Here is a 24,742-nt window from a genome sequence, read left to right on the forward strand (position 1 = left end):
TCGTCTACACCCACACTTCGCGTGCACCACAGATCGTGGGCAAAGGCCAGCCGTGTACGAAGATCATGCTGCAGAACGTCACCTGCTCGCGCGCAGGCGCCAAGGCCGAGCCCGAACCGGAGCACGACCTTCTTCTTTATCAACGGCGAGCTCGTCGGCATCGAGGCGATGCCGCGGCAGTTCAACTTGGAGCGAAGAAGCGCTGGATTCGATGAAGACAATAGGGCCGGTAGACCCAGCTCTTTTCTCTTCGCAACCAACGCGGCCACACGAGAGTTCTGTCACCTGGGTGCAGGATGCTACTGGAGGTCAATCTGACCCCATTATTGAATCCAAGCTCTATTCGACCATACGCGTCGGACGCGAAGCGCTCGTCCGACGATGGCCCCTTGAGCCCGTATCCAGATGGCTGGACCGCATACGGTCACTGCCACCAGAAGTCACCGATCAGATGGCGCTGACGGTATGAAAACGTGGGGAAACCTAAGAACCTGACCCCGTTACTTTCCCGCCAGAAGTCACCGATCAGATGGCGCTGACGGTATGAAAACGTGGGGAAACCTGAGAACCTGACCCCGTTACTTCTGACCTCGTTCTGCCGCAATCTTAAACATGTCCGATGTTATGAGCCACCTCCCACGGCCACGAGGCGCCTTAACATTGCCCGATCCTCATCGAGAATAAGAAAATATCTTGCCGAATAATCTTGACTATGCTCTCTACTCACCCTCTTTACCGGAAGGCGGGCAATCAGGGCAGAGAGAGCCGGATTAAATCTACGCAAATCCCATTGAATATCTTTATGCAAGGCCGCCACCGGCACTGTTCCACTCTTTTCGAGACAAAGACGAGCCAAGGCGATTGCATCTTCCTCAGGATCATTTCCATAAATGAGATAATCGAAGAAGAAAAATAGTCTCTCTTTTACTCGAATACTCGGAAATTTTTTTCCAGTGAGCTCTACAATATCCACCAAATGCAAAATTTTAAGTTCATAGAGAGCGCCCTTTATCTCGTCACGCGTTAAATCCTCGAAAGAACTAAATATGACCTCCGCGGGTGCGTGAGCCTCTCGTCCATCAGACGATTCCTGAGCCAGGAATTTAGCCAGGCCGAACGCAAGAGATGATAACCCGACCTCCGATGCCTCACTAATTTTCATATTACCGCCCTAATCGCCACGTCAAAATCAATAAAGGATGTCGACGTCTCTCCGGAGAGTATATTTCTGAGAACCCTCATGCGGCCCCAAGAAGAAGGCATCTTCAATTCTTTTCTTTAAGAACAAAACTTTATTGTTAGCGATTTCGCGAGTATTAAATATTAAGCCAGCCCGAGCAGAAAGGGCATCACTAGGATCCACAAATACAATCTTCCTTAAAGAAACATTATTTCTCGTCCCCGAAGCAAGCAGATACTTAAAATGCAAATCTGTCGAGGGCATTGAAAATCCAATCACCACGATGTTTGTGGCGGTTGAAATAATCTGATTCGCCTTCCTCCAGACATTAACAAGTGTCGGAGAAAGAACCTTATTCCAAGTAGGAGGAACGATACTCAACTCTTGCCCACTATTCCTAAGATCTTCATATGACTCATATTGCTCAACCAGGCCATCGCCCGCCCCCCAATTCATACTTCCGTGAAGCTTCAGCAAAGGATAGCCGCCAACTTTTCCTTCATCATTTATAAAATAGTTCCATTGTAGACCCAGAGCTTTAAATGCGCCCTCTAAAACAAGGTCATAGTTAAAACTCACAAAAGAAGCCTGCTCCTCTCCTCTTGACCCCAGAAGCTTTCGGAGGAGAACAGGATATATATCCGTATCAACCGAATCTCCGCCTTGAGGACAAAGTACTTGCAGCTCGCGATTTGATTTGTAGTCAAATCGAACCTGAGGATGCGCCTCAGCAGACTCACAATAATTCAATGTCGCAGCTATAGCGATACGAACGTCACTTGTTATATCGGGACTTCCCGCCGACGCCAGACTGAATAACTCTTCTATATTCTCCAGATCTAACGATATTCTGTAAGCCGCAGAGGCAGCCTCCAAACGAAACCTTAGAACTTCAAATATGGAACGAGCCTCAATCTCACGACCATTTCTTTCGCACCATATGGCGGCATCTCTCATCCGGAGAGCAAAATCGCTTATAAGTGGCAATCCACGCAATCGCGAGAAGCCCGCCCCCAGAATGAATACAGTATGTTGATTGCGAAGCTCGAACTGCCTTCCCATATCTCACCCACACTTTGAATACCCACAATTCAAACACGTCGCACACCCATCCATCACGATGGTCGCGTTCACATTGCACTTGTGGCAAAGGGTAGCACCGGGCGGAAACGCGCCGGACTCGGCTTCGCCGCCCGTGGCGGCAGAGGGGGATTCGCTCTTGGACTTGGAGCCGGAAGCGGGCGCAGCGGCCGCGGCTTCTACGTCAGGCTTTTTTTTTGAGCGGGCTTCGTACTCGGCGCGCTTTTCGGCGATCAGCGCACGCTGGCCGGCGTCGAGTTCGGGATCGTGCAGCAGGCCGATCATCTTCATGTGCTGCTCGATGACGGCGCCGAGCTCGGCGACGATGCTCGGCATGTAGATGCCGCCGGTCTTGAAGTAGCCGCCGCGCGGGTCGAACACGGCCTTCAATTCCTCCACCAGGAACGTCACGTCGCCGCCCTTGCGGAACACGGCCGACATGATGCGCGTCAGCGCGACGATCCACTGGAAGTGGTCCATGTTCTTGGAGTTGATGAAGATCTCGAACGGACGGCGCAGCTCGTGCGGCGTGCCCTGGTTGAGCACGATGTCGTTGATCGTCACGTACAGGGCGTGCTCGAACAGCGGCGACTTGATCTTGTAGGTGGCGCCGATCAGCGTGTCGGGGCGCTCGACCTTCTCGTGCATCTGGATGACTTCGGCGCCGGCGGGCTCGGCCTCGGCGGCGACCGGTGCGGCAGCGGGAGCGGCGGCGGGTGCCTCGTCGGGCTTGACCACGGCATAGCCCTTGATCTTCTTGTCGATCTTGATGGTCATCGCTGCGCTCCTTCTACTGACGCGGTGTGTCTGATGCGGTATGCGGGCAATACGCCGCCGCGCGCGGCATGCGCGGGCGGGTCTTTGTCACGGCCGGTCCGCGGCCGGCGGGCCTTCAGGCCGCCGGCGCGGAACGGGTCCGTCAACGCCGGCGGGCGGCCGCCTTCTTGGCGGCTTTCTTCGTCGGGGCTTTCTTGGCCGGCGCCTTCTTCATCGGCGCCTTCTTGGCCGGGGCTTTCTTGGCGGGTGCCTTCTTGACCGCGGCCCTGCGCGGCGCGGCCTTCTTCACCGCCTTCTTGGCGGCCTTCTTGACCGGCGCCTTCTTGGCGGCGCTGCGGGCGACCTTCTTGACCGCCTTCTTGGCGGCGCCCTTCTTCACGGGTGCCTTCTTGACGGCCGCCTTCTTGGCCGTGACCTTCTTGACTGCCTTCTTGACGGCAGCCTTCTTGGCCGTGGCCTTCTTGACGGCGGCCTTCTTCGCTGCAGCCTTCTTCGCGACCTTCTTGACCGCCTTCTTGACGGCGGTCTTCTCCGCCGCGGCCTTCTTGGCGACGGACTTGGCGGCCTTCTTGACGCTGGCCTTGGCCTTGCCGGCGGCGGCGCTGGCAGCCTTCTTCTCGCCGGTCACGGCCTTCTTGGTCTTGGCGACCACGGCGCGGACCTTGCGGGCGGCCTGCTTGCGCGCCTTGACGACGGTGCCGACGGCCTTCTGCGCGACGCTCTTGGCGGCGTCCTTCACGTCGGTCGCCGCGGTGGCGACGGAACTGGCCAGTGCGCTGGCGCCGTCGACGACGGCACCGCCGGCCTCGGCCAGGCCCTCCTTGAAATTCTCCAGCGGACTGCCGGACTCGTTGCCTTCGCTGTGCATCTGAAACCCCTCCGACCTTTGGTGTGTGGTTGACGAACGTCGATCAGAACTTGCCGTAGTAGCCTTCTTTCAGGGCATCGAACAGGTTGGCGGCAGTGTGCTTCTCGCCGTCGTATTCGATCTCCTCATTGCCCCTCACCTCCACCACGGAGCCGTCCTCGAGTTCGAAACGGTAGGTGGTGGCGGCTAGATCATGCTCCTTCACCAGCACGCCTTGGAAGGCCGCCGGATTGAACCTGAAGGTCGTGCAGCCCTTCAAGCCCTGCCGGTGGGCGTAGCGGTAGATGTCCTTGAAGTCCTCGTAGGGGTAGTCGGTCGGCACGTTGGCGGTCTTGGAGATCGACGAATCGACCCATTTCTGCGCGGCGGCCTGGATGTCGACGTGTTCCTTCGGGGTGATGTCGTCGGCGGCGACGAAGTAGTCGGGGAGCTTCTCTTCAGGTTTATCGGAGAACGGCATCGCCTGGCCGTTGATCAGCTCGCGATAGGCCAGGAGTTCATAGCTGTAGACCGAGACCTTCTCCTTGGTCTTGCGGCCCTCGCGGATCACGTTGCGGCTGTAGTGGTGCGCGAAGCTCGGCTCGATGCCGTTGGAGGCGTTGTTGGCCAGCGACAGCGAGATCGTGCCGGTCGGCGCGATCGAGGAGTGGTGCGTGAAGCGCGCGCCGACCTCGGCCAGCTCGGCGACCAGGTCCGGCGCCACCTCGGCCACGCGCTGCATGTAGCGGCTGTAGCGCGCATGCAGTACGGCGCCGGTGATCGCATCGCCGGCCTTCCAGCCGTCGGCGGCCATCTCCGGGCGCTTGCGCAGCATCTCGGCGGTGACCGTGAAGGTCTGCGCCAGGATCGGCGCCGGGCCCTTCTCCTTGGCCAGCTCCAGCGCGATCTCCCAGCCGGCCAGCGCCATCTCGCGCGAGACGTCCTCGGTGAACGCGCAGGCCTCCTTGGACCCATAGCGGTGCTTGAGCATCGTCAGCGTGGAGCCCAGGCCGAGGAAGCCCATGCCGTGACGGCGCTTGCCGATGATCTCGTCGCGCTGCTGCTGCAGCGGCAGCCCGTTGATCTCGACCACGTTGTCGAGCATGCGCGTGAACACGCGCACGACCTCGCGGTACTCGTCCCAGTCGAACCGCGCCTTGGGCCCGAACGGGTCGCGCACGAACGTGGTCAGGTTGACCGAGCCGAGCAGGCAGGAGCCGTACGGCGGCAATGGCTGCTCGCCGCACTGCCCAGTGACCAACCCATTGAAAATAACCGAATTATGGTCCGGCTGCGTGGTATCGAAGACGGCCTCTTCGCCGATGTACTCGATCGACTCGATGCGCGAGCTGAAGCGCTGCGTCTTGCGCAGCAGCTTGCCATCGGCCCAGGCGCAGTACTTGTCGTTCTTGGCCGGCAGTAGAAAGCCGATCTCGCGCATGAAGCGCTCACGCGATTCGCCATCGACAATCAGTTCGTAGTCGGCTCCGCAGCGATAGTCGCGCGCACCGCCCTTGCCGTCCGGCAAGGTCTTGTCGCGAGCGGCGCGGCGCAGGCGGATGCGGCAGAACACGCCGAAGTTCGCGAGCAGGGTCTGTACGTCCTGCAACAGACCGCGCTGACTCGAGGCCAGACGCACCGAACAGCTCTGACTGCGCGAGGACACGTTGACGGTACCGTCGGTCTGGAACAACGCACGCAGATAGCCGCGCACGCAGGCCTCGCTGCCACGCCAGATCACTTCGGGCACTTTGAGCTTGGTGTGCCGCGTGAATCCATAATGTTCGAGCAGGCGCGCCAACATCACCGAGCGGATGAAGACCTGATTGCGCTCGGGCACCGCAACCGGCGCCACGCGATAGTCGCGGTGGCCGTGCAACGACGCCCCGGCGATCAGCGTGTTGACGTAGTCGGCGACGCGATCGGCCAGCGCGCGGTCCTCGCCCCACAGCGTGACGATGGCGGCTTCCTTGCCGTCTCCGCGGTTCGTGAAATGACCGTCGCCGGTAATGAGGCCGAGCAGCAGACCCAGATCCTCGCTGCCCTCGCTGCCGAACTGTCCCTTGCCGGATTGCACCAGCAGGGCGTCGCCGACTGCGAGCTCGCGCAGCTTGATCTTGCCGCGCTCGGTGTAGAAATCGTGCCACTCGGTGGCCTTGATCTCATAGCCGTCCTCGGTACGCACGCGGTAGACCGGCGCGCGCTGCGCGGTCATGAATGCCGGCTTGGCCGGCCGTGTCACCACACCCTTGCCGCCGACCGGCAGCGTGCGGGTGTCGACGCTGGCTTGGAGCGTGGCGCCGCTGGCATGAAGCTCGCCGATCGGCACCATGCCGTACTGCGTGGCCAGCCGCGTATCGGCGGTCACGCACGGGTTGGTCGCGCGGATCTGCTCGCACCACCAGTTGTTGTTCATCTCGTTGACGCGGTCGATCAGGATGAACCCGGGCTCGGCGAAGTCGTAGGTGGACACCATGATCATGTCCCACAGGTGCCGCGCGCGGATGTGGCCGTAGATCTTGCACGCGACCAGGCCGTCCTCGCGGACGACGTAGTGCTTGTGCGTGGGCCAGTCGCGCCAGACCATCTTCTCCGCGTCGGTCAGGTCGACCTCGCCCTGCTCCTTGACGTGCACCGGGAATACCAGCGGCCAGTCGGCGTCGGACTCGACCGCCTCCATGAAGCCATCGGTGATCAGCAGCGACAGGTTGAACTGGCGCAGGCGGCCGTCCTCGCGCTTGGCGCGGATGAATTCCCTGACGTCCGGATGGCTGACGTCGAACGTGCCCATCTGCGCGCCGCGGCGGCCGCCGGCGGAGGACACCGTGAAACACATCTTGTCGTAGATGTCCATGAACGACAGCGGCCCGGAGGTGTAGGCGCCGGCGCCGGAGACGTATGCGCCGCGCGGGCGCAGCGTCGAGAACTCGTAGCCGATGCCGCAGCCGGCCTTCAGCGTCAGGCCGGCCTCGTGGACCTTCTCGAGGATGTCGTCCATCGAGTCCTGGATCGTGCCGGAGACCGTGCAGTTGATCGTCGAGGTCTTGGGCTTGTGCTCGAGCGCGCCGGCGTTGGACGTGATGCGTCCGGCCGGAATCGCGCCGCGGCGCAACGCCCACAGGAAACGCTCGTACCAGTGGCCGCGCAGCGCCGGCTCCTCGACCTCGGACAGGGCGCGCGCGATGCGCTGCCAGGTGTGGTCGATCGTCTCGTCGACCGGCTCGCCCTGCTTGGACTTCAATCGGTACTTCTTGTCCCAGATGTCCCAGGAGGCCGGCTGCAGCGGGATCTCGATCGCGCCGCGCGCGAGCTGTTCCAGACGTACCGTGTTCATCGTGTTTTCGGTCTCCCGATTGCGGGCCTCTGGCGGCCGATTTTTGTTCTTCATGACGCGCTTCCGTGACGGGACCGGAATGGCGCGACGCAGCTGCGCCGCGGGGCCTCGCCGAGCTGTGCGGTAACGGGACGGGACAACCGGTCCGGGTCACCGGCACGCGCGCGGCGCCCCGGCTTGTTCACCCAAATCCTGGTAGTCGCCCCACACAAGACCACAACATCTTGTGCCCGACACGTCGGCTCACCGTACGCCCACCGAGGTCCGAAGTAAAGCGGTTTTCGGTGACGTGTGGTGACGTCCGCGCGGCCTGCGCGAAACGCGCGGAACCCTGCAAAAGCAGGCGCGCGGCGTCGCTGCGCGCGCGCCGCCGCGATACGGCGGCTGAACCGCGCGGGGCCGGCCGGAACCCTCTGCAAGCGCGACGGTCCCATGCGCGCCCGCCGGCCGCGGACCGGATCGTTATGGACTGCCCGCGCCGGCGGCCGCTACTGTCCTCAGCCCCATGTTCCGTCCGCCCCATACACCGAGGCACCCGGAGGCCCGATGCAACCCAAGAGACTGACCCTGGCCGTCGCCGCGACGGCGATCGCGCTGGCCGGCTTCGTCGCCGGCAGCGCCCTGCACGAGAACGCCGCGCCGGTCGCGCGCCAGCTGTCGGATCATCTGATCGCGCCGGCCGGCGCGGCGCTGCCGGCCTCGCTGGACGGCCAGCCGCTGCCATCGCTGGCGCCGATGCTCGAGCGGGTGACGCCGGCGGTCGTCAACATCAACACCAAGACCCGCGTGCGCGTGCGCCGCGATCCGTTCTTCGAGCACTTCTTCGGCCTGCCGGACATGCCGCGCGAGCGCGTGCAGCAGTCGCTGGGCTCGGGCGTCATCGTCGACGCCGCCAAAGGCTACGTGCTGACCAACAACCACGTCGTCGAAGGCGCCGACGACGTCTCGGTGACGCTGGCCGACGGCCGCACGCTGACCGGCACGCTGATCGGCACCGATCCGGACACCGACCTGGCGGTGCTGAAGATCCCGGCCGAGCGCCTGTCCGCGCTGCCGCTCGCCAACAGCGCCGAATTGCGCGTCGGCGATTTCGTGGTCGCGGTCGGCAATCCGTTCGGCCTCGGCCAGACCGTGACCTCGGGCATCGTCTCGGCGCTCGGCCGCACCGGCCTCGGCGGCCGCGGCTACCAGAACTTCATCCAGACCGATGCCTCGATCAATCCCGGCAACTCCGGCGGTCCGCTGGTCGATCTGCGCGGCAACCTGGTCGGCATCAACTCGATGATCTTCTCGCCGTCGGGCGGCAACGTCGGCATCGGCTTCGCGATTCCTTCGGATCTGGTCGCGCAGGTGATGCGCCAGCTGGTCGAGTTCGGCACCGTCAAGCGCGGCGCGCTCGGCGTGGAGGCGCAGGACATCACGCCGGAGCTGGCCCGTCTGCTGAACCTCGGCGATGCGCGCGGCGCGGTGGTCGCGCGCGTGCGCTCGGGCTCGCCGGCCAGCCGCGCCGGCTTGGCCGCCGGCGATACGATCCTCTCGCTCGACGGCAAGCCGGTGCGTGGTGCGCAGGAACTGCACAACCTCGAGGGCCTGACGCCGACCGGCTCGAAGATCACGCTCGGCATCCTGCGCGACGGCAAGCCGCAGACGCTGACCACCACGCTGGAGGCGCCGACCGTGCGCAGCGTCAGCGGCGACAGCCTCGATCCGCGCCTGGCCGGCGCGCAGATCGCCGACCAGGCCGACAGCCAGCGCCAGGCGCTCGGCGGCGTCGCGGTGACGCGCGTGGCCGAGGGCAGCCGCGCCTATGCGAACGGCCTGCGCAGCGGCGACCTGATCGCCGCGGTCAACCAGCGCGACATCGGCGGCGTCGACGACCTCGAGCAGGTGCTGCAGCGGCGCACGCGCCAGCTGCTGCTGACCGTGGTGCGCGGCCAGAACGCGTTCTTCCTGCTGGTCGAATGAGCCCGCTGCGGCGCCGCCGTCCGCGGCGCCGCAGCCCCTTGCGCGGCGCTGGGGGCGTTCAGGTCGGCGGTCCGGGCGACGCGACGGCGTGCGTGGTAAGGTGCGCGCGTTTTTAATGGACTTTTCACCTCCGATGCCTGTACGCCACGTTCTGATCGCCGCGCTGCTGTGTCTGGCCGGCGCCGTCAACGCAGCCGATCCTGCGCCCGCCACCGCCAAGCCCGCCGCTGCGAAGCCGGCGGCGCCGAAGCCGGCCGCCAAGGCATCGACCAAGAAGGGGCCGCCGCCGAAGGCGACGCTGATCTGGCGCGGCGACCATGCGACCGGCCGCGGCCTGGTCGCCGACATCGCGGCGCTGTACGAGAAGCAGCACCAAGTCCGCATCAACATGCAGCCGTTCAGCACGATCTCGGGGCTGGACGCGGTGTCCTCCGGCGCGGCGGACCTGGCCGGCAGCGCACGCGTCAAGCACGACGGCCGCGAGCAGGAAGCCAATCTCAACTTCATCCCGCAAGCCTTCGACGCGATCGTCCCGATCACGCATCCGAGCAACCCGGTCAACAACCTGACGCTGCGCCAGCTGCGCCAGATTTATCTGGGCCGCATCCAGAACTGGAAGGACGTCGGCGGCCGCGATGCGCCGATCAACGTCTACTCGGTCGCCGCGCCGATGGACGGCGTCGAGTACAGCCTGCGCTACCTGCTGTACCGCAAGGGCGAGCAGCGCATCTACGCGCCGCGCCAGTACCTCAACGTGACCGTGCTCGAAGAGGGCGTCACGCTGGACCCGAACGGCCTGGGCCTGACCTCGCTGTCGGGCGTCTATGCGCGCAAGGACCTCAAGATGCTGTCGGTGGCCGGCATCCCGGCATCGACCGACTCGATCGCCAACGGCACCTATCCGCTGTACATGACGCTCTACCTCGTCACCCGCTTCGACGATCCCAAGCGCGAGCTGGTCGATCCGTTCGTCGCCTTCCTCGCCACGCCCGAGGCCAAGGCCGCGATGCGCCGCCACCAGCTGCTGCCGTACGCGGACGCGGCCGGCCTCGCCGAGCGCGAACCCGAGCGGCTGGCCGCGATCGACGACGAGCTCAAGCGCGAGGCCGCGCTCGAGGCGCCGGCAGCCGCGACCGCGACCGCCGCGACGACGGCGGTGTCGACGACGCCGGCCGGCGCGCCGCAGGCGACGCTGGCCTCGAAGCTGGCCAGCGCGCCGGGCGCCGAATCGACGCAGGAAGCGCGCGTGCGCGCCGAAGAGGCCGCCGCGAAGAAGGCCAAGGAGAAAGCCGGCGGCAAGTGACGTGACGCGCGCCGGGCCGACGTTCCGCGACACGAGGTCCGGCACCGTGCCGGGCCGCGCCTCCACGCCGCCCACCGAGCGGATCGACGCGGCGGCGATCCGCGCGATCACGCTCGATCTGGACGACACGCTGTGGCCGATCGCGCCGGTGATGGCGCGCGTCGAGCAGCGCGTCGACGCCTGGCTGCACGCACACTGTCCCGAGGTCGCAGCCGCCTGGCCGGTCGAGGCGATGCGCGCCCTGCGCGAGACGATCAACCGCGAGCACCCCGAGTACGCGCACGACTACACGATGCAGCGCAAGCTGACGCTGCGCCGCGCATTCGCGCCGTTCGGCCTCGACGAGGGCTGGGTCGAGGCCGCCTACGCGATCTATCAGCACGAGCGCAACTGCGTGGACTGCTACGCCGACGCCGAGCCGGCGCTGGCGCGCCTGGCCGGCCGGCTGCCGCTGGTCAGCCTGTCCAACGGCAACGCGGACCTGGCGCGGATCGGCCTGGACCGGCATTTCCGGTTCTCGATCAGCGCGCGCGAGGTCGGCGTCGCCAAGCCCGATCCGCAGATCTTCCTGCACGCCTGCGAGCGTCTGGGCCTGGCGCCGCACCAGGTGCTGCACGTCGGCGACGACCCGGCGCTCGACGTCGCCGGCGCGCGCGCGGTCGGCATGCCGGCGGTATGGATCAACCGCGCCGGCCTGGCCTGGCACGACGCCGATGCGCCGGTGCTGCACTTCCCCGATCTGGCCGCGCTGGCCGCCTGGATCGAGGCGCATACGCCCCCACCTGCAGGCGGGTGACAGGCCGCACGCCACTGCGATCGCGTATCGCGCAGCCGTATCGATCGCCGGCGCGGCCGATCCGCCGCGCAGCCGGGCCGGCCATCTTCGCGCGGCGCGATCGGAACACCGCGGCGATCGCATCGGTGGATCGACCTGCGATCCGCGGTGCGCGCGGCGCCATCGCGCGCGACTGCGGCGCGGCGCCGGCCGGCGCTCGCGCCCTCGCCGCAGCAGACAGCGGCGCCCGGTTCCGACATCCTGTCCATTCCCTGCCCGACCACCGTTCGACGAGGCCGTACCGATGACCGCCTGGATCTCTCCCGCCGATGCTCCGCAGCCGATCGCGCTGATCGCCGTCGAGGCCGCGACCTTGCCGGCCGTGCTGACCGGACTCGGCGACGCCGCGTCGCGCTGGTGCCAGACCCAGGGCTTCACCGGCCAGAGCGGCCAGCTGCTCGCGCTGCCCGACGGCGACGGCAGCGTGCGCGCCGTGCTCGCCGGCTGCCGGCCGAGCGAAGGTCCGTACGCGCTGGCCTCGCTGCCGCAGCGGCTGCCGGCCGGCGACTACGCGCTCGATCCGCGCGGCCTCGCGCTCGACGCCGATCAGATCGCGCTCGGCTGGGCGCTCGGCGCGTACCGCTACACGCGCTATCGCAAGGCCTCGCGCGCACCGGCGCGGCTGGTCGTCGATGCGGCCGTGCAGACGCGCGTCGCGCCGTTCGTCGCGGCGATCACGCAGGCGCGCGACCTGATCAACACGCCGACGCAGGACATGGGCCCGGCCGATCTGGCCGGCGCGGTGCGCGCGCTGGCCGAGCGCCACGGCGCCACCTATCGCGAATGGGTCGGCGAGGATCTGCTGAGCGGCCGCTTCCCGACGATCCACGCGGTCGGCCGCGCCGCCGCACCGGGGCGCGAACCGCGCCTGGCGATGCTCGAGCACGGCCCGGTCGACGCGCCGCATCTGGTGCTGGTCGGCAAGGGCGTGTGCTTCGACACCGGCGGTCTGGATCTGAAGCCCGCCGACGGCATGCGCTGGATGAAGAAGGACATGGGCGGCGCCGCGCATGCGATCGCGCTGGCCGGCCTGGTGCTCGAGCACGCGCTGCCGGTGCGGCTGACGCTGCTGGTGCCGGCGGTCGAGAACGCGGTCTCGGGCGATGCGTTCCGTCCCGGCGAGGTCATCACGACGCGCGCAGGCCTCAGCGTCGAGATCGACAATACCGACGCCGAGGGCCGCCTGGTGCTCTGCGACGCGCTCGCGCTCGCCGCCGAGTCCAAGCCGGACCTGGTGCTCGACTTCGCGACGCTGACCGGCGCGGCGCGCATCGCGCTCGGACCGGACCTGCCGGTGCTGTTCGCGAACCGCGACGAGCTGGCCACCGCTCTGCTCGAGGCCGCGCAGGCCACGCACGATCCGCTGTGGCGGCTGCCACTGTGGCGGCCGTACCTGACGATGCTCGACTCGCACGTCGCCGACCTCGCCAATGCCGGACCGTCGCGCCATGCCGGCGCGATCACCGCGGCGCTGTATCTGGAGCGCTTCGTGCCCGAATCGCTGCCGTGGTGTCATCTGGACGTCTATTCGTGGAACGACGGCGACAAGCCCGGCCGGCCGCGCGGCGGCGAGGCGCAGGGCCTGCGCGCGTACTTCGAGTTCCTGCGCCGGCGCTACGCGGGCTGAGCGCTCGGCGGCACCGGTCGCCTTCGCGTCCGGCCGCACCCGGACGGTTGCGATCGGCTCGCAACCGCCGCCGCGTCTTTCATCGAGCCGATCGGCGCGCTCAGTGCTCGAAGCCGTCGGCGAAGATCGCCTCGCCGTCCAGATGCACGACCGCGCGGCGGCGCTGGAAATCGCCGTCCATGCCGTTGATCAGCAGCTTGCCGCCATCGCGCGTCATCGCGTTGACGACGAGGTCGCCGAAGCCTTCGCCGTAGTCGATGCCGCGCGCGGCCAGGAAATCGACGAGGTCGACGATGCCGCCGGCCGCAGTCCAGACGAAGCCGCGGTTGGACGGGCCGAGCAGCGGATCGATCGTGTAGTACGAGCCGACGATCATCGTGCCGGCTTCATTGGTGTCGAACGCGTAGTAGGTCGCCTCGGGCAGCGCGCCGGCAACCGTGCCGAGATAGCTCACGCCGGCCGCCGCGGTCCAGCGCCAGGCCTGCGGCGAACCGCCCGAGCCCTCGACGCCGGCACCGACGATCACCGAACAGTCGCTGTTGCAGGCGATCGCCTGGCCGACCGCGCTGCCCTGGCCGTCGAGGATCGGATGCGCGGCGCTGCCTTCCCAGCGCACGCCGTGGCGCGTGGCGCCGCTCGCGCTGGTCGTGAAGCCGGCCGCGCGCGTCGCGCCGGACGAGACCGCCCAGGCCTGGCCGGCCTCCTGCCCGGTCGGCAGATCCAGCACGACCTGGCCGGTCCCGGCGGTCCAGGTCCACGGCAGCAGCGAGACGAAGCCGCCGGGCGGCGGCGGCTCGGCCGGATAGGCCGCGCCGGCCAGCGCGCTGCCGTCGTCGGCGATGCCGAACGGCGTGGTGTCGCCGAGCACGATGCCGGGCACGCGCTGCCACTGGCTGCCGTCCCAGACCGCCGGCGCGGCCTCGGGCACGTCCGAACCCGGCGTCCAGAAGTAGTGCGAGGCGACGATCGTCGCGCCGTCGGCCGAGATCAGCGGGATCACGTTCTCGAGCGTGTAGGTGTCGCCGCCGAGATTCTCCGGCGCCTGGCCGGGCCGCCAGCGCAGCACCTCGCCGACCGGCCACAGCGTGCCGACCACGGTGGCGTCGGCGGCGATGTTCGACACGCCGGCGGTGCCGCCGCCGGCCGGCAGCGGCAGCTCCTCGAGCCGCGCCGCCAATGCCGGCACCGGCAGGCCGGCCAGCACCAGAGCGAGCAGGAAACGACGGGCATGCGGGTGGACGGACGGCTTCATCGGCGAGGGCTCCTGATGGATGAGGAAGGCGCGGGCCGCGTCGGCCGGCACGCAATCAGTCTCGCGGCCGCGCTGCCGCGGCTGCATTCCATCGATGCTCCAATCGCGAAACAGACATGCTCCAGGCACCCGGTGCGCACCGCTGCGTCGGGTCGGGGCGTCAATCGCCCGCCGACACCTTATCGAGCGTCGGGCGCCTCATGAGGTTTCCCCGGAAACCTCATGAGGCGGCAGCGGCGTCGGTCCGCGCCCTCAGCCGATCGGCGCGGCGCCGCTGCCGGCGACCGGCGGCGGTGCCGCGCGCAGGTCGTCGGGGACCGCACGCTGGCCGGCCAGATCGAGCGTCTGGCGCAGCGCGGCGGCCCAGGCCTCGCCCTGGCCGAGCGCGTGGAACAGCCGCAGCTGGACCAGGGCGCAGTCGAAATCGCGTGCGGCCCACGGCGCGACGCGGCCGGCGACCGCGCGCGCGCCGGCCAGATCGCCGTGCTCGAGCAGGTACGGCACGTAGCTGGACGCGACCAGGGCCAGATCGGCCGGCACGCCGCCGCGCTCGGCCAGCTGCAGCGCGGCATGGAAGTCCTCGCCGGCGGCGGTGTCGCCGAGCGCCTGGCGCCACTCGGCGCGCGCCAGTCGTTCGGGCACCCGGCCCGGCAGTGGCTCGACGGCGGCCGATGGCGCCGCCGTGCGGTCGAACACGGCCGCGGCGCGCTCGCGCTCGCCGGCGGCCAGCAGGGCGCGCTGCGCGATCAGCGCGACGAAGTCGCGCTCGCCGTCGGCGCCGCTCGACGGCCAGGTCGCCAGCGCGCGCTCGGACAGGCGCGCGGCCGATTCCCAGCGGCCGGCCTGCAGCGCGAGATCGGCCTGCAGCGCCAGCGCGCGCGTGGCCAGCACCGGATTGACCGCGCGGTCGATCAGCGGATCGGCGAGCAGCCGCTCGGCGCCGCGCAGGTCGCCGGCCGCGAGCAGCACCTGGGCGCGGTTGAGCGTGATGTCGACGATCTGATCGGGCTCGGTCATGCGCTCGCGCACGGCCCAGCCGCGATCGGCGGCGGCCTGCGCCTCGGCATGCTGCAGCAATGCCAGGCGCGCCTGGACCAGGCCGGTCACGGTGATCTGCCATTCGTGCAGCGCGCCGAGCGCGTGCAGCTGCCCGGCGGCGGTGTCGAGGTATTCGAGCGCGGCGCCGGGGCGGCCGCGGTAGAGCTCGAGCATGCCGAGGTTGGCATCGACACGCGCGGTGCCGAAGCGGTCGCCGGCGGCGGCCAGGTGCGCACGCGCCTCGCCCATCGCGGCCAGCGCCTCGGCATAGCGGTGCGCCGGCACCAGCGAACTGCCGCGGCCGGACAGCGCCTGGCCGCGCTCGAGCGCGGCGCCTTCGGCCGGGGCCGCAGCCAGGGCCGCGTCGTAGTCGGTCAGGGCCGCGGCGAAATCGCCGCGCCGCGCCCGCGCCGCGCCGCGCGCGATCAGCACGCGCGTACGCAGCAGCGCATCGCCGCCGGGGCCGAGTTCGGCGAGCACGGCGTCGAGACCGGCCTCGGCGCGGTCGTAGCGGCCATCGCGATGATCGACCTGGGCCAGCCGGTAGGCGCGTTCGAGCGGCGTGCGCGCCAGTGCCGGCGACTGGCTGAGGATCTCGCGGGCGGCCGCGTTCTGGTTCGCGAGCAGGGCGGCGCGCGCGCGGCGCCAGGCTTGCTGCGCGCTGCCGTCGCCGGCGGCATCGCCGGGGGCGGCGCGACCGAGCGCGGCGAGCAGCGTGTCGGCGGCCGCGCGCGCGGCGGCGACGGCATCCTCGCGCTGGACCTCGGCCGAGACGACCGCGCCGTCGGCGGCTTCGGCACTCAGCACGAAACGCCAGCCGCCGTCGCCGTGGCTGGCCGTGCCGCGCACGATCCAGCGCACGCCGAACGCGCGCTGCAGCGCCTGCGTCTGCGCCTCGCGGTCTTCGCCGACGGTCTGCAGCACGGCCAGCACGCTCTCGCTGGTCGGTACCGAGAGGCCGCCGCTGCGCAGCCGGTCGGCGATCAGATCCATGCCGCCGAGGCGGACCCAGCCCTCGCTGGAACGGGCGCTGGCCTCGAGCGGCAGCACCAGCGCGGTCGCCGCATCGGCCGGATCGAGCGCAGCCGGCGCCGTATCGCGGCGCAGCCACCCGACGGCGACGGCCACCAGCAGCAGCGCGACCGCGAGCGCGGCGAGCAGCCGGCGCGTCGGCACGGTGGCGGGCAGCGCGGCCGCATCGGCTGCCGCGGACGCCGGCGGATCGGCGGCGACGGCCGGATCGGCCGCGTCGGCGGCCGGCGCGGGTGAAGGCGCCGGTGAAGGCGCCGGTGCCGGCGCGGGCGGCTCGAGGCGGCTGACCTCGCCGACCTCGGTCTCGGCGACCCAGCGGTAGCCGAAACCCTGGATCGTGCGGATCCGCTGCTGCGCGACGCCGTCGTCGTCGACCGCGCGGCGCGCGCGCACGACGATCTGGCCGAGCTGCACGTCGGAGACGTCGACGCGCCCCCATACCGCCGCGACCAGCTCGTCGCGACCGACCGCGCGATCGCGGTGCTCGATCAGATAGGCCAGGCAGTCGAACACGCGGCGCGGCGCGACGAGCGGTTGCGCGCCGCGCCACAGTTCGCGCGAGGCCGGCAGCAGACGGAAGTCGCCGAAGCGGTATTCGATCGATCGCATCGTCTTAACTTAACGCGTGGCCCGGCCGCATGCGAGGTCGGCCGGGACTTTCGTCCTGGGTCCGCACCGCGCCGATGCCGTAGCATCGCCGGTTTCCTCCGACGCCCGAGACCTCGCCATGCCGCTGCGCCGACCGCTGACGATCGCCCTGTCCCTCGCCATCTCGACCCTCGCCTTCGCCGCGGACAAGAAGAAGGACGACGCCAAATGGGACGTCGACGCAGCGCACGGCCCGGTCAAGACCGTGCGCTTCGCGGTCGAGGAAGGCACCTGGCTGGATCTGGACGTCAGCCCGGACGGCAAGACGATCGCCTTCAGCCTGCTCGGCGATCTGTACCTGCTGCCGATCGAAGGCGGCAGCGCGCGCCGCCTGACCCAGGGCCAGGCCTGGGACGTGCAGCCGCGCTTCTCGCCGGACGGCCGCGAGCTGGCCTATACCTCCGACCGCGGCGGCGGCAACAATCTGTGGCGCATCCCGGTCGGCGGCGGCACGCCGGTGCAGGTCACCAAGGAGGACTTCCGCCTGCTCAACAATCCGGCCTGGACGCCCGACGGCGACTATCTGATCGGCCGCAAGCACTTCACCGGCCAGCGCTCGCTCGGTGCCGGCGAGCTGTGGATGTACCACAAGACCGGCGGCGCCGGCCTGCAGCTGACCAAGCAGAAGAACGACCAGCAGGATCTCGGCGAGCCGGCGGTCAGCCGCGACGGCCGCTACGTGTACTTCTCCGAGGACGTCAGCCAGGGCCCGTTCTTCCAGTACAACAAGAATCCGCACGACACGATCTACGCGATCAAGCGGCTGGACCGCCGGACCGGCGAGATCGAAACGATCGTCGACAGCGCCGGCGGCGCGGTGCGTCCGCAGCCCTCGCCGGACGGCAAGACGCTGGCCTTCGTCAAGCGCGTGCGCGAGAAGAGCGTGCTCTACGTGCAGGATCTGGCCAGCGGCGAGGCGCGCCCGCTCTGGGACGGCCTCTCGCACGATCTGCAGGAAGCCTGGGCGATCTTCGGACCGTACGCCAACTACGCCTGGACGCCCGATTCCAAGCAATTGGTGATCTGGGCCAAGGGCAAGCTCTGGCGCGTCGACGCGGCCAGCGGCACGCCGGCGCCGATCGCGTTCCGCGCCGAGGTCGAGCAGCGCCTGGCCGCGCCGCTGCGCTTCGAGCAGACGCTGGAGACCGGCACGTTCGAGCCGAAGATGATCCGCGACGTCGCCACCAGTCCGGACGGACGCAGCGTGGTGTTCCATGCGCTCGGCCATCTGTGGACGCGCGCAGTGCCGAACGGCCGTCCGCAGCGCCTGGGCGCCGACGCGAACGTGTTCGAGTACCAGCCGAGCTTCAGCGCCGACGGCCGCAAGCTGCTGTACACGACCTGGAACGACGCCGACCAGGGCGCGATCCTCGAACGCGACCTCGCCAGCGGCCAGACCCGCCGGCTGACCGCGGCGCCGGGCTTCTACTACGCGCCGAAGTATTCGCCGAACGGTACGCGCGTGGTCTATGCCAAGACCGCCGGCTCTTCGCTGACCGGCAATCTCAACTCCGGCGAAGGCGGCATCTACGTGATGCCGGCGGCCGGCGGCGAGGCGCGCCGCATCGCCAAGAGCGGCGGCGACCCGCAGTTCTCGGCCGACGGCACGCGCGTGCTGTACCTGACCGGCGGCGGCCTCAAGAAGAAGCTCTCGAGCATCGGCATCGACGGCAGCGAGCCGCGCGACCTGTTCGACCTCAAGTACGTCGACTTCGTCAGCGTCAGTCCGGACGGGCGCTGGGTCGCGTTCACCGAGCTGTTCAACGCCTACGTCGCGCCGCTGCCGCAGACCGGCACCAGCATCGAGCTGTCCAAGGACACCAAGGCGATTCCGGTCACCGCGGTCAGCAAGGACGTCGGCTCGTACCTGCACTGGTCGGCCGATTCGAGCTCGCTGCACTGGATGGTCGGCCGCAGCTACCACTCGCGCGCGCTCAAGGACGCGTTCGCGTTCGTGCCCGGCGCGCCGAAGGAGCTGCCCAAGCCCGGCAGCGACGCCGGCGTCGACCTCGGCATCAGCGCGCCGGTCGATACGCCGAGCGGCCTGGTCGCGTTCACCGGCGCGCGCATCGTGACGATGCGCGATGCCGAGAAGACCGAGGAGGTCATCGAGAACGGCACGCTGCTGGTCGACGGCGACACGATCCGCGCGGTCGGCCCGGCTGATCGCGTGTCGGTGCCGGCCGATGCGCGCGTGATCGACGCAGCCGGCAAGACGATCGTGCCGGGCTACGTCGACGTGCATGCGCACGTGAACCACTTCACCAGCGGCGTGGTGCCGCAGCAGAACTGGGCGTACTACACCAACCTGGCGTTCGGCATCACGACCACGCACGATCCGTCGGCGACGACCGAGACCGTGTTCTCGCAGGCCGAGCTGGTCAAGGCCGGCCTGCTGGTCGGCCCGCGCATCTACTCGACCGGCACGATCCTCTACGGCGCCGACGGCGACTTCAAGGCGGTCGTCAACTCGCTCGACGACGCACGTGCGCATCTGCGCCGCATGAAGGCCAACGGCGCCTTCAGCGTCAAGAGCTACAACCAGCCGCGCCGCGACCAGCGCCAGCAGATCAACCAGGCCGCGCGCGAGCTCGGCATGCTGGTCGTCGAGGAAGGCGGCTCGACGTTCAACCACAACATGACGATGGTCCTCGACGGCGTGACCAGCATCGAGCACAACCTGCCGGTCGCGCCGCTGTACGCCGACGTGATCAATCTGTGGAAGGAGACCGACGTGCGCAACACGCCGACCCTGGTCGTCAGCTACGGCGGCCTCAGCGGCGAGTACTGGTGGTACGCGCGCGACAACGTCTGGGAGGACAAGAAGCTCAACCGCTTCTTCCCGCGCGAGACGCTCGACGCGCGCTCGATCCGCCGCGAGACCGCGCCGGACTGGGACTACTACCACGTCGAGGTCGCCAAGGCCGCCAAGTCGCTGCGCGACGCCGGCATCAAGATCACGGTCGGCGGCCACGGCCAGTTGCAGGGCCTGTCGGCGAACTGGGAAACCTGGTCGCTGACGCAGGGCGGCTTCAGCAACTTCCAGGCGCTGCGCGCGGCGACGATCGACGGCGCCGACCTGATCGGCCTGTCCGGGCAGATCGGCTCGATCGAGACCGGCAAGCGCGCCGATTTCGTCGTGCTCAACACCAATCCGCTGGAGGACATCCGCGCGACGATCGACACGCGCTACGTCGCCGTCAACGGCCGCATCTTCGACGTCGAGGCCGACATGGCCGAGGTCGGCGGCAAGAACCGGCCGGCGCCGACGTTCTACTGGCAGCGCCACCGCGAAGGCCGCACCTTCGGCATCGAGTACGGCCCGACCGCGCCGTGCCACTGCCCGAAGTCCGGCGTGCCGCACTCGCACTGAGGCAGCGACGCCTCACGAGGCCGCCGCGCCGGGCCGCGCGGCGGCCGGCGGGATCGATCGAGGCGAGCCAGGAGCCGCCTCGATCGCCGATCAACGGTCATCGGCGCCGTGCCGCCGGCGCGGCGACGATGACCCGGCCGGCCGTCTCCTACTTCGCGTTGATCGCGAAGCGCCCCGGGCCGATCAGCGCGACCGCGACCGCGGCGAACAGGAACATGCCCTGCAGCTCCAGCGCCCAGCCGCCGGTCGAGCCGAGCTTGAACAACTCCGCGGTATGCACCAGCGCGATCGCGACCAGCATGTTGATCGCGACGATCACCGCGCCGACGCGCGCGTAGAAGCCGAAGATCAGCAGCAGCGGCGCGACGATCTCGCCGACGTAGACGCCGTACGCGAAGAACGCCGGCAGGCCGGCCGCCTGCACCATCTGCGCGACGAAGCCGATGCCGCCGCTCAGCTTGCTGATGCCGTGCAGCAGCACGAGCACACCCAACACCACACGCAGTACCAGCTTGCCCAACGAATCAGCCTGGTTCATGAGACGCTCCGGACGGGTGAGAGAACAGGATCGATCGCGGCGGCGCGCGACGCATCGCCGGCCGCGCCGCCGCAGCGCACACGGCGGACCCGCCAGCCGTCGCGACGTCCCCACCGTCACGACGCCCCCGATCTCCCCCGCGCGCTCGACGCGCCGCGATCATGCACCTTCGCGCGCGCCGCGCAAACTGCACGACGGTCCGCAGCGGCAACGGGCGAGGTGCCTGCGCGACCGGCCCTGCCGTGGTTTCATAGCCGGTCCGACCGGGTGAAGAAGCCACTGGCCGACGGAATGACCCTGCGCGAAGTCCGCGCGATCGAATCGGCGGCGTTGGCCTCGATCGCATCGGGGCTATCCTCGAGCATCCGGACGCCAGCGACGATGCTTCAGATCGGGGCGAGCGGGCTCGTCGCGGCAATACGCCGACACGATGACGCCCCGACGCGCCGGCAGGTCGAGCGGCCGCATGGCCCGGACGACGCTGGCGTCCGCAAAGGACGCCGCGCGCGGAGCTTCAGCGGTTCTCGTCTGCACGGCTGCGGATGCCCGTGCGCGGGAGAAACGGTGAAACCTTCCGGCGCAGCAAGGCGATCAGGGCGGGATCCATGAAGCCATAGTCGTCGGGAATGCCCAGGCACAGCACGCGCTTGCCTTTCAGATGTGCGCCGAATCGCTTCGACAGCCGGTCGCGGTGGACCCGCTCCATCACGAAGACGAGGTCCGACCAGGCCAGCAGCTCGGCCGAGACCGGCACGTCCGCGTCGTTGCCGAGACCGGCCGATGCGGTCTCGATGCCGGGCCAGTCCGCGAATACCTGCTCGGCGGTCGGGCTGCGCAGCCGGTTCTGCGTGCAGATGAACAGGACGTGTTGCGTCATGACACTTCCTCCCCAGGCACGTGCGAAGACTCGGCGAGGAGTCAACCTTTGGTGCGGCACGTCGACCTCGAGCCGGCGATCGCCGGACGCCGAACGCCTCGTGCGACGGCAAGCGCCCCCGCGCGACGCTGCCCACGGGCATCGATCGGCGTACCGGACGCGAAGCACCCCTCAACCGGTATTCTGGATGCCCGCCGAGATGCCGTTGACGGTCGCGATCAGGCCGTGCAGCAGATCCTCGTCCTCGCGGCCGGCCGCGCGCCAGCGCGCGAGCAGGTCCACCTGCAGCAGGCTGATCGGATCGACGTAGGGATTGCGCAGCCGGATCGACTGGCGCAGGCGCAGATCGCCGGCGAGCAGTTCGGCCTCGCCCTTGAGGTCGAGGATCGCCGTGCGCGTGCGCTCGAATTCGGCGCCGATCCGCGCGAAGAACGGCGCGTGCAGATCGCCGGCCAGCCGCGAGTAGCGCTCGAAGATCGCCAGATCGGACTTGGCCAGCACCATCTCGACGTCGTCGACGAGCTGCGCGAAGAACGGCCAGTCGCGCATCATCTCGGCCAGCGGCTCGCGGCCGAACGTGGCGATGCCGTGCGCGAGACCGCTGCCGACGCCATACCAGCCGGTCAGGCCGGCGCGGTTCTGCGACCAGGCGAACACCCACGGAATCGCGCGCAGGCGGTCGATGCCGCCGGCACCGCCGCGCCGCGACGGACGCGAACCGATGCGCAGGCGCTCGATCACGTCGATCGGCGTGGCCGCGCGGAAATAGTCCGCGAACTGCGCATCGTCGTGGACCAGCTCGCGATAGGCGCGGCGCGCCTCGGCGGCGATCAGCGTGGCCATCGTGCGCCAGGCCGGCTCGCGCGACTCGGGCGGACGCGGCCGCAGCGTCGCGCGCAGCACGGCGCCGGTCATCTGCTCGAGATTGCGCAGCGCCAGCGCGCGGATGCCGTACTTGCGGTGGATCACCTCGCCCTGTTCGGTCAGGCGCAGGTGGCCGCCGACCGAACCGCGCGGCGAGGCGATCACCGCGCGCTCGGTCTTGCCGCCGCCGCGGCTGGCCGAGCCGCCGCGGCCGTGGAAGAACACGATGCCGATGCCGGCCTCGCGCGCCAGGCGCGTCAGCGCGATCTGGGTCTGCTGCAGCGCCCAGCGCGAGGCGACCAGGCCGGCGTCCTTGGCGCTGTCCGAATAGCCGAGCATGACGATCTGGCGGTCGCCGCGCGCGGCCAGATGGCGGCGATAGCGCGGATCGGCGAACAGCGCGCGCACGACCGCTTCGGCCGCGTCGAGGTCGGCCACGGTCTCGAACAGCGGCGCGACGTCGAGCGGCACCTCGCCGGCCTCGTCGACGCAGCCGGCGATCCGCGCCAGCGCGAGCACGGCCAGCGCGTCGGCGGCGCTGCGGCTCATGCTGACGATGTACGGACCGAACGCGCGCGCGCCGTAGCGCGGGCGCAGCTCGGCAACGGTGCGCAACACCGCCAGCGTGCGCCGCGCGGTGTCGTCGCTGCTGGCGGCGATCGCGGCCGGATCGTCGAGCACGGCGCCGAGCCGCTCGACGCGCTCGCCGACCGGGCGCGCGGCCCAGTCGGCATCGCCGAGCAGGGCCGCCAGCGCGGCCTCGTGCACTGCCGAATCCTGACGCAGGTCCAGCGTGGCCAGATGGAAGCCGAAGGTCTGCGCGCGGCGCAGCAGGCGCCGCACCGCGAAACCGCCGGCGTGCTCGCCGCGATGCAGGCGCAGGCTGTCGGCGACCAGGCCGATGTCGGCGGCGAACGTCGCCGCGTCCGGATAGCCGCCCTCGCGGCCGCGTTCGGTCTCGGCGAGGCGCTCGGCGACCAGCTGCAGCAGCTGCCGGTACGGCATGTCCTGCTGGCGCGATTTCAGGCGCGCGGCCGCCTCCGGCAGCAATGCGCGGTAGACGTCGATGCGCGCGAGCACGTCGGCCGAACACGGCACGCGCGACAGCGACTGGCTGAGCAGGCTCGACAGCGCGAGCACGTCGCGCCGGTACAGCGCCAGCACCTGCGCGCGCTGACTCGACAGCGTCGCCGCGATCGTCTCGGCGCCGACGTTCGGATTGCCGTCCATGTCGCCGCCGACCCAGGTGCCGAAGCCGAGCACGGCCGGCAGCACCGTATCGGCCGCATCGGGCCCGAACTCGGCCAGGGCATCGGCGAATACCTCGTAGAACACCGGCACGACGCGATACAGCACGTCGGTCAGGTAGAAGCCGACGTGCTCGAGTTCGTCGGCGACGGTCGGCTTCTCGAGTGCGAGCTCGGCGGTCTGCCAGGCGGCCGTCAGCGACAGGCGCATGCGTTCCAGATCGGCACGGCGCTCGACCGGCGTGCGGTTGCCGTCGATGTCGGCGATCAGCGCGCGGACCAGCTCGCGCTCCTTCTCGAGCAGCGCGCGGCGCACCGCTTCGGTCGGGTGCGCGGTCAGCACCGGCTCGATGCGCAGCCGCGACAGGCAGGCCGCCAGTTCGCCCGGCGTCACGCCGGCGCCGGCCAGGCCGCGCAGCGCATGGCGCAGGCCGCCCGGCTGCGGCTCGGCATCGGCCATCTCGTAGGCGCGGCGGCGGCGGATGCGGTGCACGCGCTCGGCGACGTTGACGGCTTGGAAATAGGTCGAGAACGCGCGGACCAGCGCGGTCGCGTGCGCGACGTCGGCACCGGCCAGCTCGCGCTCGAGCGCGGCCGCGGCGTCGCCGGCCTCGCGGCGCGCGATCGCGGCGATGCGGATGCGCTCGACCTCCTCGAAGAACGCCTCGCCCTCCTGCTCGGCGATGATCTCGCCGACCAGCGAGCCGACGCGGTTGACGTCCTCGCGCAGCGGCTGGTCGGTTTCGGGCAGGTCGATCGAGCGCAGGCTGTCTGCGGCGGGGCGGGTATCGGCATTCATCGCCCAAGCCTACCGTGTTGCATTGCGACATCCTAGGCCGCGAGCGCTGTGCCTCGGAGCCGGGCAGCGCCGACGCCCGATCCGATCCGGTCTTGTGACGAACGCCTCGCGCGGCCGGCGCGGCAC

15 protein-coding genes and 1 pseudogene are annotated in these 24,742 nt (G+C 69.0%); 6 read left to right on the forward strand and 10 right to left on the reverse strand.

The window, feature by feature from the left end; all coding sequences use genetic code 11:
* Positions 1-334: 334 nt before the first annotated feature.
* Positions 335-469: pseudogene (locus VMR06_RS02820) on the forward strand (IS4 family transposase); the annotation flags it as partial.
* 153 nt (positions 470-622) lie between these two features.
* Here VMR06_RS02820 and VMR06_RS02825 read toward each other — a convergent pair.
* The 5 genes from VMR06_RS02825 to VMR06_RS02845 form a co-directional block, all read right to left on the reverse strand.
* Entirely contained in the window at positions 623-1,162 is a 540-nt protein-coding gene (locus VMR06_RS02825; protein WP_325372768.1) for a hypothetical protein, read from the reverse strand.
* Between the two features lie 27 nt (positions 1,163-1,189).
* The gene (locus tag VMR06_RS02830; RefSeq protein WP_325372770.1) at positions 1,190-2,242 is read right to left on the reverse strand and encodes a hypothetical protein; all 1,053 of its coding nucleotides are present in this window, start codon (positions 2,240-2,242) and stop codon (positions 1,190-1,192) included.
* A 3-nt stretch (positions 2,243-2,245) separates the two neighbouring features.
* Positions 2,246-3,037: an NrdJb gene (locus VMR06_RS02835; RefSeq protein WP_325372772.1), complete on the reverse strand. Its 792-nt coding sequence runs from the start codon at positions 3,035-3,037 to the stop codon at positions 2,246-2,248.
* Positions 3,038-3,179: 142 nt separating this feature from the next.
* Positions 3,180-3,905, reverse strand: a complete 726-nt coding sequence (locus VMR06_RS02840) for a hypothetical protein (protein WP_325372774.1) — start codon at positions 3,903-3,905, stop codon at positions 3,180-3,182.
* Positions 3,906-3,948: 43 nt separating this feature from the next.
* A complete protein-coding gene (locus tag VMR06_RS02845; RefSeq protein ID WP_325372776.1) occupies positions 3,949-7,218 on the reverse strand; it encodes an LAGLIDADG family homing endonuclease in 3,270 nt (1,089 codons plus the stop codon).
* Positions 7,219-7,764: 546 nt separating this feature from the next.
* On the opposite strand from VMR06_RS02845, the gene VMR06_RS02850 reads away from it, so the two are divergent.
* The 4 genes from VMR06_RS02850 to VMR06_RS02865 all read left to right on the forward strand — a co-directional run bounded on the left by VMR06_RS02850 (position 7,765) and on the right by VMR06_RS02865 (position 12,948).
* The gene (locus VMR06_RS02850; RefSeq protein WP_325372778.1) at positions 7,765-9,183 is read left to right on the forward strand and encodes a DegQ family serine endoprotease; all 1,419 of its coding nucleotides are present in this window, start codon (positions 7,765-7,767) and stop codon (positions 9,181-9,183) included.
* A 133-nt stretch (positions 9,184-9,316) separates the two neighbouring features.
* Positions 9,317-10,486, forward strand: a complete 1,170-nt coding sequence (locus VMR06_RS02855; protein ID WP_325372780.1) for a substrate-binding domain-containing protein — start codon at positions 9,317-9,319, stop codon at positions 10,484-10,486.
* 46 nt (positions 10,487-10,532) lie between these two features.
* A complete protein-coding gene (locus VMR06_RS02860; RefSeq protein ID WP_325372782.1) occupies positions 10,533-11,282 on the forward strand; it encodes an HAD-IA family hydrolase in 750 nt (249 codons plus the stop codon).
* 283 nt (positions 11,283-11,565) lie between these two features.
* A complete protein-coding gene (locus tag VMR06_RS02865; RefSeq protein WP_325372784.1) occupies positions 11,566-12,948 on the forward strand; it encodes a leucyl aminopeptidase family protein in 1,383 nt (460 codons plus the stop codon).
* 100 nt (positions 12,949-13,048) lie between these two features.
* Here the strand turns inward: VMR06_RS02865 and VMR06_RS02870 are convergent, their stop codons facing one another.
* On the reverse strand, positions 13,049-14,200 hold the full coding sequence (locus VMR06_RS02870; RefSeq protein ID WP_325372786.1) for a hypothetical protein: 1,152 nt from the start codon (positions 14,198-14,200) through the stop codon (positions 13,049-13,051).
* Positions 14,201-14,452: 252 nt separating this feature from the next.
* On the reverse strand, positions 14,453-16,879 hold the full coding sequence (locus VMR06_RS02875; RefSeq protein WP_325372788.1) for a winged helix-turn-helix domain-containing protein: 2,427 nt from the start codon (positions 16,877-16,879) through the stop codon (positions 14,453-14,455).
* A 118-nt stretch (positions 16,880-16,997) separates the two neighbouring features.
* Here VMR06_RS02875 and VMR06_RS02880 point away from each other — a divergent pair, with 118 nt between their 5' ends.
* Complete coding sequence (locus VMR06_RS02880; protein WP_325372790.1) at positions 16,998-20,291, forward strand: amidohydrolase family protein; 3,294 nt, start codon at positions 16,998-17,000, stop codon at positions 20,289-20,291.
* A gap of 148 nt (positions 20,292-20,439) precedes the next feature.
* Here the strand turns inward: VMR06_RS02880 and VMR06_RS02885 are convergent, their stop codons facing one another.
* The 3 genes from VMR06_RS02885 to ppc all read right to left on the reverse strand — a co-directional run bounded on the left by VMR06_RS02885 (position 20,440) and on the right by ppc (position 24,616).
* The gene (locus VMR06_RS02885) at positions 20,440-20,829 is read right to left on the reverse strand and encodes a DoxX family protein (RefSeq protein ID WP_325372792.1); all 390 of its coding nucleotides are present in this window, start codon (positions 20,827-20,829) and stop codon (positions 20,440-20,442) included.
* A gap of 514 nt (positions 20,830-21,343) precedes the next feature.
* Complete coding sequence (locus VMR06_RS02890; RefSeq protein WP_325372794.1) at positions 21,344-21,706, reverse strand: low molecular weight protein tyrosine phosphatase family protein; 363 nt, start codon at positions 21,704-21,706, stop codon at positions 21,344-21,346.
* Between the two features lie 171 nt (positions 21,707-21,877).
* On the reverse strand, positions 21,878-24,616 hold the full coding sequence (gene ppc / locus VMR06_RS02895) for a phosphoenolpyruvate carboxylase (protein WP_325372796.1): 2,739 nt from the start codon (positions 24,614-24,616) through the stop codon (positions 21,878-21,880).
* Positions 24,617-24,742: the final 126 nt, after the last annotated feature.

It is taken from the genome of Dokdonella sp., from assembly GCF_035511235.1.
GTDB lineage: Bacteria > Pseudomonadota > Gammaproteobacteria > Xanthomonadales > Rhodanobacteraceae > Dokdonella.